The organism is Enterobacter sp. SECR19-1250, from assembly GCF_013391025.1.
In the GTDB taxonomy this organism is placed as follows: domain Bacteria; phylum Pseudomonadota; class Gammaproteobacteria; order Enterobacterales; family Enterobacteriaceae; genus Enterobacter; species Enterobacter cloacae.
The window spans coordinates 1-14,975 of sequence record NZ_JACASJ010000113.1 but is presented as its reverse complement, the minus strand read 5'-3'; the positions used below and the strand labels follow the sequence as shown (position 1 = coordinate 14,975).

Genomic DNA, 14,975 nt, shown 5'->3' with positions numbered 1-14,975 from the left:
AAAACACCGAAAGAGATAATTGAAAAGGGTGTTGCGTTGACAGGTTGAATCTACAGCGGCGTACTTCGCAAAGCTGTCCGACTGAGGTACGCCTTTATCCGTGACAACTCCTGTTGCTGGCCTGTTCGCCTGCTCTGTCGGGTGCTGGATGTTCATCCCAGTGGTTTTTACGCCTGGCTTCAGCAGCCGCATTCACAACGCCATCAGGCAGACCTGAGACTGACAGGACAGATTAAACAGTTCTGGCTGGAATCGGGATGCGTCTATGGTTATCGCAAAATCCATCTGGATCTGCGTGACAGCGGGCAACAGTGCGGAGTAAACAGAGTCTGGAGACTGATGAAACGTGTCGGAATAAAGGCTCAGGTCGGATACCGAAGCCCGCGGGCACGTAAAGGCGAGGCCAGTATCGTGTCACCCAACAGGCTCCAGCGACAGTTCAATCCGGATGCTCCTGATGAGCGTTGGGTAACGGACATAACCTACATCAGGACCCACGAAGGCTGGCTGTATCTTGCCGTTGTTGTTGATCTGTTCTCACGCAAAATTATCGGCTGGTCCATGCAATCCCGGATGACAAAGGACATTGTCCTGAACGCACTGCTGATGGCTGTATGGCGGCGTAATCCCGAAAAACAGGTGCTGGTTCATTCGGATCAGGGCAGTCAGTACACAAGCCATGAGTGGCAGTCGTTCCTGAAATCACACGGCCTGGAGGGTAGCATGAGCCGTCGCGGTAACTGCCATGATAATGCGGTTGCAGAAAGTTTTTTCCAGTTGTTGAAACGTGAACGGATAAAGAAAAAGATCTACGGAACGCGGGAAGAAGCCCGCAGTGATATTTTTGATTACATCGAAATGTTTTATAACAGTAAGCGTCGGCATGGTTCTAGCGAACAGATGTCACCGACAGAATATGAAAACCAGTATTATCAACGGCTCGGAAGTGTCTAGATTATCCGTGGCGATTCAACTTTCTATTACTTAACATTCAACCTGTCAAAGGAAGTGGTCGTTGTCTGTAGCTATCCAACAAAAAAAAACGGCTGGCATGATTGGTTTTACTCCTGGGATATGACGCGTAACGCGTTGTCTTGCTCAGGCCCTGCATATTAAGATCAAATGTGCCCAAAATGATAACCATAACCGGGTGGCAAAAGAGGGACTGCATAAGCAATTTCAACAAGCGGCTAAAACACAACTGAGAGGCAAAGGATGAGCACGGTTTACATTGTCATTTTAACCTATATCAGACCACTCGAAGAGATTGATGCAGCGATACCAGCACATATAGAGTGGCTGAAAAAGGGGTATGCAGAGGGGATTTTCCTCGCATCCGGAAGACGGGTCCCAAGAAATGGTGGTGTCATTCTCGCTAAATGTGAGAGTCTTGCCTCACTTGAAGAGCGACTACGCGAAGATCCGTTTCAGAGGTTAAAGCTTGCGACGGCTGACATCATTCCTTTTGAACCCAGCATGAAAACAGAACGCTTAGCCAATGTGTTTTGACCGCGCAATAAAAAAATCCACGCCAAAGCGTGGATTTTTTTCATTCATATCGACTCAGACGTTAAACAGGAAGTTCATCACATCGCCATCTTTAACGATGTAGTCTTTCCCTTCAGCACGCATCTTGCCGGCTTCTTTCGCGCCTTGCTCACCCTTGTAGGTGATGAAGTCTTCAAACGCGATAGTCTGCGCACGGATGAAGCCTTTCTCGAAATCGGTGTGGATCTTGCCCGCAGCCTGTGGAGCCGTTGCGCCAACAGGGATAGTCCACGCACGCACTTCTTTCACCCCAGCGGTGAAGTAGGTCTGCAGGTTGAGCAGGGCATAACCTGCACGGATAACGCGGTTCAGACCTGGCTCTTCCAGACCCAGCTCGGCCATGAACTCGTCTCGCTCTTCGTCATCCAGCTCGGCGATATCGGCTTCTACAGCGGCGCAAACCGGAACAACGACAGAACCTTCTTTCTCGGCGATAGCACGAACCTGATCGAGGTACGGGTTATTTTCAAAACCGTCTTCGTTCACGTTGGCAATGTACATGGTTGGCTTCAGCGTCAGGAAGCTCAGGTAGCGGATAAGCTCTTTCTCGTCTTTGCTCAGGTCAAGAGAGCGCAGCATACCTGCGTTTTCCAGCTGTGGCAGACATTTTTCCAGCACCGCTAATTCGGCTTTGGCGTCTTTATCGCCACCTTTGGCTTTCTTGGAGATACGGTGGATCGCACGTTCGCAGGTATCCAGATCCGACAGCGCCAGCTCGGTATTGATTACATCAATATCTTCCGCCGGGTTTACTTTACCTGCTACGTGGATAATGTTGTCGTTCTCGAAGCAACGCACCACGTGACCGATCGCTTCGGTTTCACGGATGTTGGTCAGGAACTGGTTACCCAGACCTTCACCTTTGGATGCACCTTTCACCAGGCCCGCGATGTCCACGAACTCCATGGTGGTTGGCAGAATGCGCTGCGGCTTCACGATTTCCGCGAGCTGGTCCAGACGCGGGTCGGGCATTGGCACAACGCCGGTGTTAGGTTCGATGGTACAGAACGGGAAGTTCGCCGCTTCGATACCCGCTTTGGTAAGCGCGTTAAACAGGGTGGATTTGCCCACGTTTGGCAGACCGACGATACCGCATTTGAATCCCATTTCTAAATCACCTTAATATCTTGATAATCAATCCGTTAACGATAACCGACTGATGAAAAGTAAATAACTACGCCTATTATACACGTAACCCGCCTACCGCGCGGTAAAAATGCCGTATCGGGCAGATTATTGCGCTTTGAAAGCATGTAAGCGGTTTGTCGCTTTGGTTAACCCATCTTTGAGCCAGATTTCAGTGCAGCGCGCCGCTTCGTCTACCGCCTCGTCAATCAGTTTCTGCTCAGAAACCGGGGGCTTACCCAGCACAAAACCAACAACTTTGTTTTTATCGCCCGGATGGCCGATTCCTACGCGCAAACGGTGAAAATTCGGGTTATTACCCAGCTTACTGATGATATCTTTCAGACCGTTGTGTCCGCCATGGCCGCCGCCCAGTTTAAACTTTGCCACGCCTGGCGGCAGGTCCAGCTCATCGTGAGCAACCAGAATCTCATCCGGATTGATGCGATAAAACGTTGCCATTGCCGCCACGGCCTTGCCGCTCAGGTTCATAAAGGTGGTAGGCACCAGCAGGCGCACATCCGCGCCGGCGAGATTGATACGTGAGGTATACCCGTAGAATTTTGGTTCTTCACGCAGGGGAGCACGTAACCGTTCGGCCAGCAGATCAACGTACCAGGCCCCGGCATTGTGGCGGGTTGCAGCGTACTCTGCGCCTGGGTTGGCGAGGCCGACAATCAGTTTAATCGTCACGATTCAATTCCTAATGGGTTCCAGATCTGGCGCGTAGTTTACTGTCTGGCGCGCCGCTTGACAAAATTCTGTGACCTTAACAGCGAAATACGAATAATTACTTATTTGAACAATTAGAATTTCAAGCTGTTCAATGCGTTATTTGTAAATTTTTGTTTGGGAGTAATCTGTAATTGTGATCATTGACGCAACTCATAAAAGGGGCGTTGTCTATACTTTACACACAAGGAATAGGGACTTATTCCCTACAACCCAAAGTTCCGGAGGTGACATATGAAACGCAAAAACGCTTCGTTACTCGGTAACGTGCTGATGGGGTTGGGGCTGTTCGTGATGGTAGCCGGTGTGGGTTATTCAATTTTAAACCAATTGCCGCAGCTTGATCTCCCACAATACTTCGCGCATGGTGCGGTATTGAGCATCTTCCTGGGGGCGGTACTGTGGCTCGCCGGGGCGCGTGTGAGCGGTCATGAGGAAGTGTGTGATAAATACTGGTGGGTGCGCCATTACGACAAACGCTGCCGCCGCGACCAGCATAAGCACAGCTAGTGCGCATAGAATAAAGAACACTGAAACGACTCCAGATGGAGTCGTTTTTTTTGCCTGAGGGGTTGACCCTCACGTAACGTAAGGCACCAGAGTGGCGTCACTGGCAAAATAAAAGGAGCAGTTATGTTGATTCAGGTGGGTGAACTGGCAAAACGCGCTGGGATCACCGTGCGCACATTGCATCACTATGAGCAAACAGGGTTATTGCTACCTTCTGCCAGAAGCGCGGCAGGCTACCGGCTTTATAATCTGGCGGATGTACAGCGCTTGCATATGATTCAGGCACTGGCAAAAGCGGGGCTGGAGCTTGCTGAAATCAGGGATTTTCTGGAGCAGGAGTCGCTTTCGTTAACGGAACTCCTCGATGCGCAAATCAGTTTGCTGGATAAACAGCTGCGCAGCATTAACACGCTGCGTGACAGGCTGGTGGACTTGCGCACCGGGCTTACCGGCGATGAAACGCCCGATCTGGAATCCTGGCTACAGACTCTGGAGTTAATGAATATGTACGATCGTTGGTTTAGCAAAGAAGAGTTACAGCAACTGCCGTTTGCGGTGCAGAAAGATGCGCTGGCGGCTGTCTGGTCAGGGCTGGTTACCGAGGCCAACACGCTGCTGGAACAGCACATACCCGTTTCTGACCCGCGGGCGATGGATCTCGTGACGCGCTGGATGGAGCGCCTGGAGCAGGACACTGCCGGCAAGCCGGAGTTTCTCACCCGGCTGAACGAGATGCACAGCGTCGAACCGCAAATGCGTGAGCAAACGGGCATCACCGCAGAGATGACCGACTACATCACGCGGGCGTTTGCCGAATCGAAGCTGGCCATCTGGGAAAAGTATCTCTCTGCCGATGAGATGGCTTTTACCCGGAAACACTACTTTGACCGCATGATGGAGTGGCCGCCGCTGGTGGCGAAGCTGCACCAGGCGCAGCGGGAAAATCTCGACCCCGCCTCTGACGAGGCGCAAAAGCTGGCTGAAACCTGGCTGGCGTTGTTCCAGTCATACGCAGGAACAAACCCTGAGACGCAGCAAAAGTTTCGCGCTGCTATGCAGCAGGAGCCGCATCTGATGAAAGGGACGTGGATGACGCCTGCTGTGCTTGAATGGCTCCAGCAGGCGATAGGGATAATGATGCAGAGACGTTTCTCCGCATCAGATGAATCACAGATCCGCTAACGCGGCGTCGCGGTTGGGATAGAAGGCAAGGCGGCCAGGGATCGGCTGCACGCCAGCGCGCGCCATAGTGCGCAGCGGCTGAAATTCCAGATTACTCACCCGCAGCTCACAGCCTTCCGGAAGACGTTTTACAAAGCGCTGGAAGGCGTCCAGCCCACCGGCGTCCAGCACCGGTACGGCATCCCATTTCAGCACCACAATCCGTTTGCCCGCAATGCGGGATTCCAGATCGCTGAACAGGCCTTCCGCCGCAGCGAAGAACAGCGGACCGATTACCCGCAACACCAGCACATCATCAGGCACCTCCACGTTTACCGGGGAAAGGCGCGTCATCTGCGCGATCCGGCGCATAAACAGCAGGGAGGCCAGCACGATGCCGACGCTGATGGCGATCACCATATCGAACAGCACGGTCAGCGACATACAGATCAGCATGACGATGATGTCGTCTTTCGGTGCGCGACGCAGCAGGTTCACCACCTTATGCGCTTCGCTCATGTTCCAGGCCACCATCAGCAGCAGGGCAGCCATGGCGGAGAGCGGCAGCCAGGAGAGCAGCGGCGCGAGGATCAGCAACGCGAGGATCACCAGCAGAGAGTGGATAACCGCTGAAACCGGTGAGGTTGCACCCGCGCGCACGTTGGCCGCAGAACGGGCGATAGCCGCGGTGGCTGTAATACCGCCGAAGAACGGAGCGATGAGGTTACCTAAGCCCTGGCCGACCAGTTCGCTGTTGGCTTTGTGCTTGGTACCGGTCATGCCATCGAGCACTACGGCGCAGAGCAGAGATTCAATCGCCCCCAGCATCGCCATTGAAAAGGCGGCGGGCAGCAGTGCACGCAGCGAATCCCAGCTTAAGGTAAAGCTGGAGCCGGGCATATCCCAGGGAAGAACCAGCTGTGGTAACAGTTGAGGAATACCGCTGCCCTGAGAACCGTCCGCCAGAACATAGTGGAACTGCGAGCCGATGGTGGCGACATGACCACCTAACATGTTGACGATGGCCATTACCGCACAGCCCAGCAGCAACGCAGGCAGGTGGCCAGGCAGACGAATGCCTAAGCGCGGCCAGACGATGAGCGTACCCAGCGTAACGATCCCGATGGCGGCATCGCCCATGTTGGCCGTGGGCAGTGCCATAAACAATGCCCCCACTTTCTGCAGATAGTGCTCAGGAACGTGAGGCATCTGCAGCCCCAGGAAATCTTTAATTTGCATCGTTCCGATGGTGATGCCGATCCCGGAGGTGAATCCCAGCGTTACGGAAAGGGGAATATATTCAATCAGCCGGCCAAAGCGGGCCAGGCCAAAGAGAATCAAAAAGAGGCCAGAAATGAGCGTGGCAACCAGTAGGCCTGCCAGACCAAACTGCTGTGATACCGGATAGAGGATCACCACAAAAGCAGCGGTAGGACCGGACACGCTGAAACGCGAACCGCCCGTGAGGGCAATCACGATCCCGGCGACGGCCGAGGTATACAAGCCATACTGTGGAGCCACGCCGCTGCCAATCGCCAGCGCCATGGCCAGCGGAATGGCGATAATACCAACGGTGATCCCGGCAATCAGGTCACGGATAAAGCGTGACGAGGTGTATTTCTCTTTCCAGCATGCGTCGATGAGGGCGCGAAAGGGCAGAACATGTGAGGAAGTGATGTTTTTCACAATTATCTATCATCCGTATGCGCATCATCTGTCATATGAATGGCAGGTGAAGGAGGCATTAATCATACAAATAAAACCCAGAGACAAAAAAACCCGCCGCAGCGGGTTTTTCGGCCGTGTTCGATTAGTGTTCGAACATTGCAGAGATGGATTCTTCGTTGCTGATACGACGAATCGCTTCGGCCAGCATCCCGGACAGGGTCAGGGTACGCACGTTTGGCAGTGCCTTGATCTCGTCACTCAGTGGGATGGTATCGCATACCACAACTTCGTCAATGACGGAGTTACGGAGGTTGTTTACCGCGTTACCGGAGAAGATCGGGTGAGTCGCGTACGCGAACACGCGCTTGGCACCACGCTCTTTCAGCGCTTCAGCGGCTTTACACAGCGTACCGCCGGTATCGATCATGTCGTCAACCAGCACGCAGTCACGGCCAGCAACGTCACCGATGATGTGCATCACCTGAGAAACGTTAGCGCGCGGACGGCGTTTGTCGATGATTGCCATGTCGGTATCGTTCAGCAGCTTAGCGATAGCACGGGCACGTACCACGCCGCCGATGTCCGGAGAAACCACAATCGGGTTGTCCAGATTCAGCTGCAGCATATCTTCCAGCAGGATTGGGCTGCCGAATACGTTATCAACCGGGACGTCGAAGAAGCCCTGAATCTGCTCTGCGTGCAGGTCAACGGTCAGTACGCGGTCAACGCCAACGCTGGACAGGAAGTCCGCGACAACTTTAGCGGTGATTGGCACGCGCGCGGAACGGACGCGACGGTCCTGGCGGGCATAGCCAAAGTAAGGGATTACAGCAGTGATACGGCCTGCAGAAGCGCGACGCAGGGCATCGACCATAACAACCAATTCCATCAGGTTGTCATTCGTTGGAGCACAGGTGGACTGGATGATGAAAATATCACCACCGCGTACATTTTCGTTAATTTGTACGCTGACTTCGCCGTCGCTAAAGCGACCTACAGCGGCGTCGCCGAGGGAAGTGTACAGGCGGTTGGCAATACGTTGTGCTAGTTCCGGGGTGGCGTTACCAGCAAAAAGCTTCATATCAGGCACGAGAAGAACCTCAGGCATGCGTCCAGTGGTGGATAGCGTTCGCCGCAAACTGTGCGGGGCCAGGCGAAATGCTATCCAGGCGGTGTATTAAAGAGCGCGATGCAACGTCTGGAACAGGGTGACGTTGTCACCGAAACTCAGTCTGCGCCAGAATGGCCTGCTGTAGGGGGGAGGTGTTCATCCCGCGCGCTACAAAACCATGCAGCCAATCCGGCGCTTGCTCAAGCACCTGACGAGCGGCGGATTCGGTGTCAAATTCAGCAAAGACACAGGCCCCTGTACCAGTCAGGCGCGACGGCGCGTATTCTAACAGCCAGGAAAGCGCCGCATCAACCTCGCGAAAACGTTTTCTTGCGATAACCTCGCAATCGTTGCTGAATTCACAATTTAATAACGTTTCTATTGACCGCGCCGGGGTATTGCGTGGCAGCTCAGGATCTTTGAAGATGACCGGAGTCGGAATGCTGACGCCTGGATGGGCTACGAGGTACCATTTTTCCGGCGGTTCAACCGGGGAGAGGATTTCACCCACCCCTTCAGCAAATGCTGCATGACCGCGCACAAACACCGGGACATCCGCCCCCAGCGTTAACCCTAACGCGGCCAGTTCATCCGTTGACAATCCGCAGCCCCAGAGATGATTCAGGGCGACCAGGACGGTCGCGGCATTGGATGAACCGCCACCCAGCCCACCGCCCATCGGCAGACGCTTCTCAATGCGAATATCCGCACCGCTCCCGGCGGGCAAGCGCCCGGTGTCAGCCGCTGCGTTCATCAGCAGACGCGCGGCGCGCACGATCAGGTTATCCTCATGCGCTACGCCTTCCACCGGCGTCAGCAGACAGATCTGCCCGTCCTGACGCAGCTCAATCGAGAGCGTGTCGCCATAATCGATAAACTGAAACAGCGTCTGCAGGGTGTGATACCCGTCAGCACGTTGGCCGGTGATATATAAAAACAGGTTAAGTTTTGCCGGAGAGGGCCAGTGGGTCATCATTTAACGATCCAGTTGTCCATTTTCAGCTTGATGCGCTGGCTACCCTGCGTCAGCTCCATATTCGACGGCAGCGACGGTTTACTGTTGCTGTCATAGGCGCTGTACACCACCTTCCAGGTTTTACCGTTCTGCGTGTAGTTCACCTGGCTCAGACGGTACTGATCGTCCAGGGTGTAGTCGGTGGCGTCACCCGGCAGGCCCAGGATCCACTGGCGCAGGCTGTTCAGCGGGATAGGCATTCCGGTCAGTTTGCCAATCATCTCTTCCGCGTCGGTGGCGGTGTAGTGCTGGCCTTTGTTATCCGTGATCTGCGCTTCACCCGGCTTAGCGTTAAGCTCCAGCTCGGTACTGCCCAACGGGTTCAGCAGCAGCAGGCGGTAGTTATCTTGCCCCGTTTGCTGCCAGAAGAAGCGGGCATAAACCTTTTGTTCGTCAGAGAGATAAGCAAACGCGCCGCGGGTCTGGTACTGACTTAAATTACGTACGTCCTGCTGGTGCTGACGCCACTGTGGTGAGTCAGGGCTTTTGCCCGGGCCTTTTGGTTGAGTGACAGAACATGCGGTCAGAACCAGTGCTGCCAGCGGCAGCAGGCGAATCAGTCGGGTCATAATGAGGACAAATCCTTGAAATACGTTGCAGTTATAACTGTTAATGCTAGCGTTGAAGGGTGTCACCGTCTACGTTCAAATTATCTCAAAGCGTTGAGTAACCTATTACTCCGAAAGGGGGCAGTCTCTTTTATTGATCTCGCGCATCCTGTATGATGCGTCTTGCTAACCTTATTAACGCTGGTACTACTCCCGCTCAACATGACCCTATTAGCACTCGGCATCAACCACAAAACCGCCCCGGTTTCGCTGCGAGAACGCGTCACGTTTTCGCCGGATACGCTCGACCTGGCGCTGGATAGCCTGCTTGCACAACCGATGGTGCAGGGCGGGGTGGTGCTCTCGACGTGCAACCGTACCGAGCTTTACTTAAGCGTGGAAGAGCAGGATAACCTGCATGAAGCGCTGATCCGCTGGTTATGCGACTACCACAATCTCAACGAAGACGAGCTGCGTAAGAGCCTGTACTGGCATCAGGATAACGATGCGGTGAGCCATCTTATGCGTGTCGCGAGTGGTCTGGATTCGCTGGTGCTGGGCGAGCCGCAAATTCTCGGTCAGGTAAAAAAAGCGTTTGCGGATTCGCAAAAAGGGCATCTGAAAGCCAGCGAGCTGGAGCGTATGTTCCAGAAGTCATTCTCCGTGGCGAAGCGTGTGCGAACCGAAACCGACATTGGTGCCAGTGCGGTTTCTGTTGCGTTCGCGGCCTGTACCCTTGCACGTCAAATCTTCGAATCCCTGTCGACCGTCACCGTGATGCTGGTCGGCGCGGGCGAAACCATTGAGCTTGTGGCGCGCCATCTGCGCGAGCATAAAGTGAAAAAGATGGTTATCGCTAACCGCACCCGCGAGCGTGCACAGGTGCTGGCAGACGAAGTCGGGGCCGAGGTGATTGCGCTGAGCGAGATCGACGAACGTCTGAAAGAGGCGGACATCATCATTAGCTCGACGGCCAGCCCGCTGCCGATTATCGGTAAAGGGATGGTAGAGCGCGCGCTGAAATCCCGTCGTAATCAGCCAATGCTGCTGGTGGATATCGCCGTTCCGCGTGATGTCGAACCGGAGGTTGGCAAACTGGCCAACGCCTATCTCTACAGCGTGGATGATCTGCAAAGCATCATTTCGCACAACCTTGCCCAGCGTAAAGCGGCAGCGGTGCAGGCGGAAACCATTGTCGAGCAGGAAGCCAGTGAATTTATGGCCTGGCTGCGCGCGCAAAGCGTCAGCGAGACCATCCGCGAATACCGCGGTCAGGCGGAGCAGGTGCGTGATGACCTGACTGCCAAAGCGTTAGCAGCTCTGGAACAGGGCGGCGACGCACACGCTATTATGCAGGATCTGGCCTGGAAACTGACCAATCGCTTGATCCATGCACCAACCAAATCACTTCAGCAGGCTGCCCGTGACGGGGACGATGAACGCCTGACTATTCTGCGCAACAGCCTCGGGCTGGAATAGCGCCCTATACCCATTTTCTATTATAAGGTGCACTTACGCCTATGAAGCCTTCTATCGTCGCTAAACTGGAAGCTCTGCACGAGCGCCATGAAGAAGTCCAGGCGCTGCTCGGCGATGCCGGGACCATTGCGGACCAGGAACGTTTTCGCGCACTGTCGCGTGAATATGCGCAGTTAAGTGATGTTTCAAAATGCTTTACCGACTGGCAACAGGTTCAGGAAGATATCGAAACCGCGCAGATGATGCTCGACGATCCTGAAATGCGCGAAATGGCGCAGGAAGAGCTGCAGGATGCCAAAGCGCGCTCAGAAGAGATGGAGCAACAGCTGCAGGTGCTTCTGCTGCCGAAAGATCCAGACGACGAGCGTAACGCGTTTGTGGAAGTCCGCGCCGGAACGGGCGGTGATGAGGCGGCACTGTTCGCCGGAGACCTGTTCCGCATGTACAGCCGTTACGCCGAATCGCGTCGCTGGCGCGTGGAGATCATGAGCGCCAACGAAGGCGAGCACGGCGGTTTTAAAGAGGTGATCGCCAAAATCAGCGGTGACGGCGTGTATGGCCGTCTCAAGTTTGAGTCCGGCGGCCATCGCGTGCAGCGTGTACCGGCGACCGAGTCGCAGGGCCGTATTCACACTTCAGCCTGCACGGTTGCGGTGATGCCAGAGCTGCCGGAAGCGGAACTGCCGGACATTAACCCGGCCGATCTGCGTATTGATACCTTCCGTTCTTCCGGGGCGGGTGGTCAGCACGTTAACACCACCGACTCCGCCATCCGTATTACCCACCTGCCAACCGGCATTGTGGTGGAGTGTCAGGACGAACGTTCTCAGCACAAAAACAAAGCGAAAGCGCTGTCCGTGCTGGGTGCGCGTATTCACGCGGCGGAAATGGCCAAACGTCAGCAGGCGGAAGCGTCAACCCGTCGTAACTTGCTGGGCAGCGGCGATCGTAGCGATCGTAACCGTACCTACAATTTCCCGCAGGGCCGCGTGACCGACCACCGCATCAACCTGACGTTATACCGTCTGGATGAGGTGATGGAAGGCAAGCTCGATATGCTGATTATGCCTATCGTGCAGGAATACCAGGCCGACCAGCTGGCGGCATTGTCCGAGCAGGAATAATGGATTTTCAGAGCTGGTTACGGCTGGCCAACGGCGCGCTCTCTGACAGTGAAAGCCCGAAGCGCGACGCCGAAATTTTGCTGGAATATGTGACGGGAAAAGCCCGCACGTATCTGCTGGCCTTCGGTGAAACCGAACTGACCGTAGAGCAGGAAGCGCAGCTGGCCGCGCTGCTTGCCCGCCGTAAAACCGGCGAGCCGGTGGCGCATCTGGTTGGGGAGCGCGAGTTCTGGTCGTTACCCTTGTTCGTCTCAGCGGCGACGCTGATCCCGCGTCCTGACACCGAATGTCTGGTGGAGCAGGCGCTGGCGCGGTTACCCGCAGCGGCCTGCCGCATTCTCGATCTCGGAACGGGCACTGGCGCAATCGCGCTGGCGCTCGCCACCGAGCGGCCCGATTGCGCGGTAACGGCGGTCGATGTGATGCCCGACGCGGTGGTGCTGGCGCAGCGTAACGTTGAGCGACTGGGCGTGACTAATGTGACCGTGCTGCAAAGCAGTTGGTTCAGTGCGCTGGAGAAGCAGACGTTCGCGATGATTGTCAGTAATCCGCCCTATATTGACGAACATGACCCGCATCTGGCGCAGGGGGATGTTCGCTTTGAACCGCTGACGGCGCTGGTCGCAGGTAATGCAGGGCTGGCCGATCTGGAACACATTGTGACAACGTCACGACAACATCTCTTGCCCGGCGGCTGGCTGCTGGTGGAGCATGGCTGGACGCAGGGGGAGGCGGTGCGTGGACTCTTCAGGCAGACGGGTTATGCTGCTGTCGAGACCTGCCGCGACTACGGCGGTAACGAGCGTCTGACGCTGGGGCAGTGGCAGTGAAAACAGGTTATCTGCCATTTACTGATAAAGGCGCATGGCTGACTGAAAAGCTGTTTGGCGTTATCATCTATACCCAAAATAATTCGAGTTGCATGAAGGCGGCAAGAGAGCGAGTCCTCAGGAGCATAGTTAACTATGTGACTGAGGTGAGCGAGCGCAGCCAACGCGCATGCAGCTTGAAGTATGATGGGTATATATCGTTTTGGGTTTTATCGCGCCTGGACGTCGTCGTCCGCGCAGCCAGCAGGTCGGGTTTATCGCCTTTCTGCTGGGTCTGGTGGTGCTGTACATCATCATTAAACTCGCCACCACTAGAATACCGTTACTGGGGTAAGTCATGAGGTCCTTAGCCGATTTCGAATTTAATAAAGTGCCGCTCTGCGATGGCATGATCCTGATTTCGGAGATGATTCGCGACGATTTTACGTCGCAGTATGTCTACGATGAGCTGGAAAGTCTGGTCAGCCTGGCGCGCGAAGAGATCAATCAGGCGCGTCCGCAGGACTGGCAACTGGAAAAGCTGCTGGAGCTTTTCTACGGCGAGTGGGGTTTCTGCGACACGCGTGGCGTGTATCGCCTGTCTGACGCATTATGGCTGGACCAGGTCTTAAAAAATCGTCAGGGCAGCGCCGTTGCGCTGGGCTCTATTTTGCTGTGGATCGCGCACCGTCTGGATATTCCACTGGTGCCGGTCATTTTCCCGACGCAGATGATCCTGCGTGCCGAGTGGCTGGACGGGGAGATGTGGTTAATCAATCCGTTTAACGGCGATACGCTGGATGAACATACGCTGGATGTCTGGCTGAAAGGTAATATCAGCCCGGTGGCCGAGCTCTTTAACGAAGATCTCGACGAAGCCGATAACGCCGAAGTGATCCGCAAGCTGCTGGATACGCTGAAATCTGCACTGATGGAAGAGCGGCAGATGGAGCTGGCCTTGCGCGCCAGCGAAGTGCTGCTGCAATTTAATCCGGAAGACCCGTACGAAATTCGCGACCGCGGGCTGATTTATGCCCAGCTCGACTGCGAGCATGTGGCGCTGAACGATTTAAGCTATTTCGTCGAGCAATGCCCGGAAGATCCGATCAGCGAAATGATTCGCGCGCAGATCAACGCGATCTCGCACAAACAAATTACACTGCATTAATCTTAATTCCGATTCACACCTGAATAAGGCGATCCTATGAAACAAAAAGTGGTTAGCATTGGTGATATCAACGTGGCAAACGACCTGCCGTTCGTGCTGTTTGGCGGTATGAACGTGCTGGAATCCCGCGATCTCGCCATGCGTATTTGCGAGCACTACGTGACCGTGACCCAGAAGCTGGGCATCCCGTACGTGTTTAAAGCCTCTTTTGACAAAGCCAACCGCTCTTCCATTCACTCCTACCGTGGCCCGGGCCTGGAAGAGGGGATGAAAATTCTCCAGGAACTGAAGCAGACCTTTGGCGTGAAAGTGATCACCGACGTTCACGAGGCGTCTCAGGCGCAGCCTGTGGCTGACGTGGTTGACGTTATTCAGTTGCCAGCGTTCCTGGCTCGTCAGACTGACCTGGTGGAAGCGATGGCCAAAACCGGTGCGGTCATCAACGTGAAGAAGCCGCAGTTCGTGAGCCCTGGCCAGATGGGGAACATCGTCGATAAGTTTATCGAAGGCGGTAACGACAAGGTGATCCTGTGTGACCGTGGTTCCAACTTCGGTTACGACAACCTGGTTGTGGATATGCTGGGCTTCACCGTGATGAAAAACGTCTCTAACCAGTCTCCAGTGATCTTTGACGTGACCCACTCTCTGCAGTGCCGCGACCCGTTTGGCGCCGCGTCAGGTGGCCGTCGTGCGCAGGTGACCGAACTGGCGCGCGCCGGTATGGCGACCGGCCTGGCGGGTCTGTTCATTGAAGCACACCCGGATCCGGCGAATGCGAAATGCGACGGTCCGTCCGCGCTGCCGCTGGACAAACTGGAGCCGTTCCTGAAACAGATCAAAGCGATTGACGATCTGGTGAAGAGCTTCGACGAGCTGGATACCAGCAACTAATAAAAAAACCCGCTTCGGCGGGTTTTTTTTCTCCCTCTCCCTGTGGGCTGAGGGTTCCCCAGAAAAATGAAAAGCACGATGAAGTG

At 55.0% G+C, this 14,975-nt stretch carries 14 protein-coding genes and 3 pseudogenes; 11 read left to right on the top strand and 6 right to left on the bottom strand.

The window, feature by feature from the left end:
* Nucleotides 1-60 precede the first annotated feature (60 nt).
* Both HX884_RS22005 and HX884_RS22000 read left to right on the top strand, forming a co-directional pair.
* Nucleotides 61-954 (top strand): annotated as a pseudogene (locus HX884_RS22005) (IS3 family transposase); the annotation flags it as partial.
* Nucleotides 955-1,215: 261 nt separating this feature from the next.
* The gene (locus HX884_RS22000) at nucleotides 1,216-1,509 is read left to right on the top strand and encodes a YciI family protein (protein ID WP_029882738.1); all 294 of its coding nucleotides are present in this window, start codon (nucleotides 1,216-1,218) and stop codon (nucleotides 1,507-1,509) included.
* A gap of 54 nt (nucleotides 1,510-1,563) precedes the next feature.
* On the opposite strand, the gene ychF is transcribed toward HX884_RS22000, so the two are convergent.
* A complete protein-coding gene (ychF, locus tag HX884_RS21995; RefSeq protein ID WP_013096225.1) occupies nucleotides 1,564-2,655 on the bottom strand; it encodes a redox-regulated ATPase YchF in 1,092 nt (363 codons plus the stop codon).
* 126 nt (nucleotides 2,656-2,781) lie between these two features.
* Nucleotides 2,782-3,366: an aminoacyl-tRNA hydrolase gene (pth, locus tag HX884_RS21990; RefSeq protein ID WP_013096226.1), complete on the bottom strand. Its 585-nt coding sequence runs from the start codon at nucleotides 3,364-3,366 to the stop codon at nucleotides 2,782-2,784.
* A 273-nt stretch (nucleotides 3,367-3,639) separates the two neighbouring features.
* Between pth and ychH the strand changes: the two genes are divergently transcribed.
* Together ychH and HX884_RS21980 are read left to right on the top strand one after the other, a co-directional pair.
* Nucleotides 3,640-3,915: a stress-induced protein YchH gene (gene ychH, locus HX884_RS21985; protein WP_013096227.1), complete on the top strand. Its 276-nt coding sequence runs from the start codon at nucleotides 3,640-3,642 to the stop codon at nucleotides 3,913-3,915.
* A gap of 123 nt (nucleotides 3,916-4,038) precedes the next feature.
* Nucleotides 4,039-5,097: a MerR family transcriptional regulator gene (locus HX884_RS21980; protein WP_178328793.1), complete on the top strand. Its 1,059-nt coding sequence runs from the start codon at nucleotides 4,039-4,041 to the stop codon at nucleotides 5,095-5,097.
* Here the strand turns inward: HX884_RS21980 and dauA are convergent.
* From dauA to lolB, 4 genes are all read right to left on the bottom strand, one after another.
* Nucleotides 5,083-6,762 (bottom strand): C4-dicarboxylic acid transporter DauA, encoded by a 1,680-nt coding sequence (gene dauA / locus HX884_RS21975; RefSeq protein ID WP_178328792.1) that lies wholly within the window; start codon nucleotides 6,760-6,762, stop codon nucleotides 5,083-5,085. The genes HX884_RS21980 and dauA overlap by 15 nt on opposite strands.
* A 124-nt stretch (nucleotides 6,763-6,886) precedes the next feature.
* Entirely contained in the window at nucleotides 6,887-7,834 is a 948-nt protein-coding gene (gene prs / locus HX884_RS21970; RefSeq protein ID WP_003856663.1) for a ribose-phosphate diphosphokinase, read from the bottom strand.
* A gap of 127 nt (nucleotides 7,835-7,961) precedes the next feature.
* Entirely contained in the window at nucleotides 7,962-8,831 is an 870-nt protein-coding gene (ispE, locus tag HX884_RS21965) for a 4-(cytidine 5'-diphospho)-2-C-methyl-D-erythritol kinase (protein ID WP_020690900.1), read from the bottom strand.
* Nucleotides 8,828-9,439, bottom strand: coding sequence for a lipoprotein insertase outer membrane protein LolB (gene lolB / locus HX884_RS21960; protein WP_013096231.1), 612 nt, complete (start codon nucleotides 9,437-9,439; stop codon nucleotides 8,828-8,830). Before lolB ends, ispE begins: the two co-directional genes overlap by 4 nt.
* A gap of 201 nt (nucleotides 9,440-9,640) precedes the next feature.
* Between lolB and hemA the strand changes: the two genes are divergently transcribed.
* From hemA to kdsA, 7 genes and pseudogenes are all read left to right on the top strand, one after another.
* The gene (hemA, locus tag HX884_RS21955; RefSeq protein ID WP_013096232.1) at nucleotides 9,641-10,897 is read left to right on the top strand and encodes a glutamyl-tRNA reductase; all 1,257 of its coding nucleotides are present in this window, start codon (nucleotides 9,641-9,643) and stop codon (nucleotides 10,895-10,897) included.
* A gap of 41 nt (nucleotides 10,898-10,938) precedes the next feature.
* Nucleotides 10,939-12,021 carry a peptide chain release factor 1 gene (prfA, locus tag HX884_RS21950; RefSeq protein WP_178328791.1) on the top strand — a complete coding sequence of 361 codons (1,083 nt, stop codon included), beginning with the start codon at nucleotides 10,939-10,941 and terminating at the stop codon, nucleotides 12,019-12,021.
* Complete coding sequence (gene prmC, locus HX884_RS21945) at nucleotides 12,021-12,851, top strand: peptide chain release factor N(5)-glutamine methyltransferase (RefSeq protein WP_178328790.1); 831 nt, start codon at nucleotides 12,021-12,023, stop codon at nucleotides 12,849-12,851. The genes prfA and prmC overlap by 1 nt, the downstream gene beginning before the upstream one ends.
* Nucleotides 12,827-12,919 (top strand): annotated as a pseudogene (locus HX884_RS21940) (siroheme synthase); the annotation flags it as partial. The gene prmC and the pseudogene HX884_RS21940, both read left to right, overlap by 25 nt.
* Nucleotides 12,920-13,042: 123 nt before the next feature.
* Nucleotides 13,043-13,185, top strand: a pseudogene (locus tag HX884_RS21935) (siroheme synthase); the annotation flags it as partial.
* 3 nt (nucleotides 13,186-13,188) lie between these two features.
* Nucleotides 13,189-13,998 (top strand): invasion regulator SirB1, encoded by an 810-nt coding sequence (sirB1, locus tag HX884_RS21930; RefSeq protein WP_013096236.1) that lies wholly within the window; start codon nucleotides 13,189-13,191, stop codon nucleotides 13,996-13,998.
* A gap of 36 nt (nucleotides 13,999-14,034) precedes the next feature.
* Nucleotides 14,035-14,889 (top strand): 3-deoxy-8-phosphooctulonate synthase, encoded by an 855-nt coding sequence (kdsA, locus tag HX884_RS21925; protein WP_178328789.1) that lies wholly within the window; start codon nucleotides 14,035-14,037, stop codon nucleotides 14,887-14,889.
* The last annotated feature ends 86 nt before the right edge of the window (nucleotides 14,890-14,975 follow it).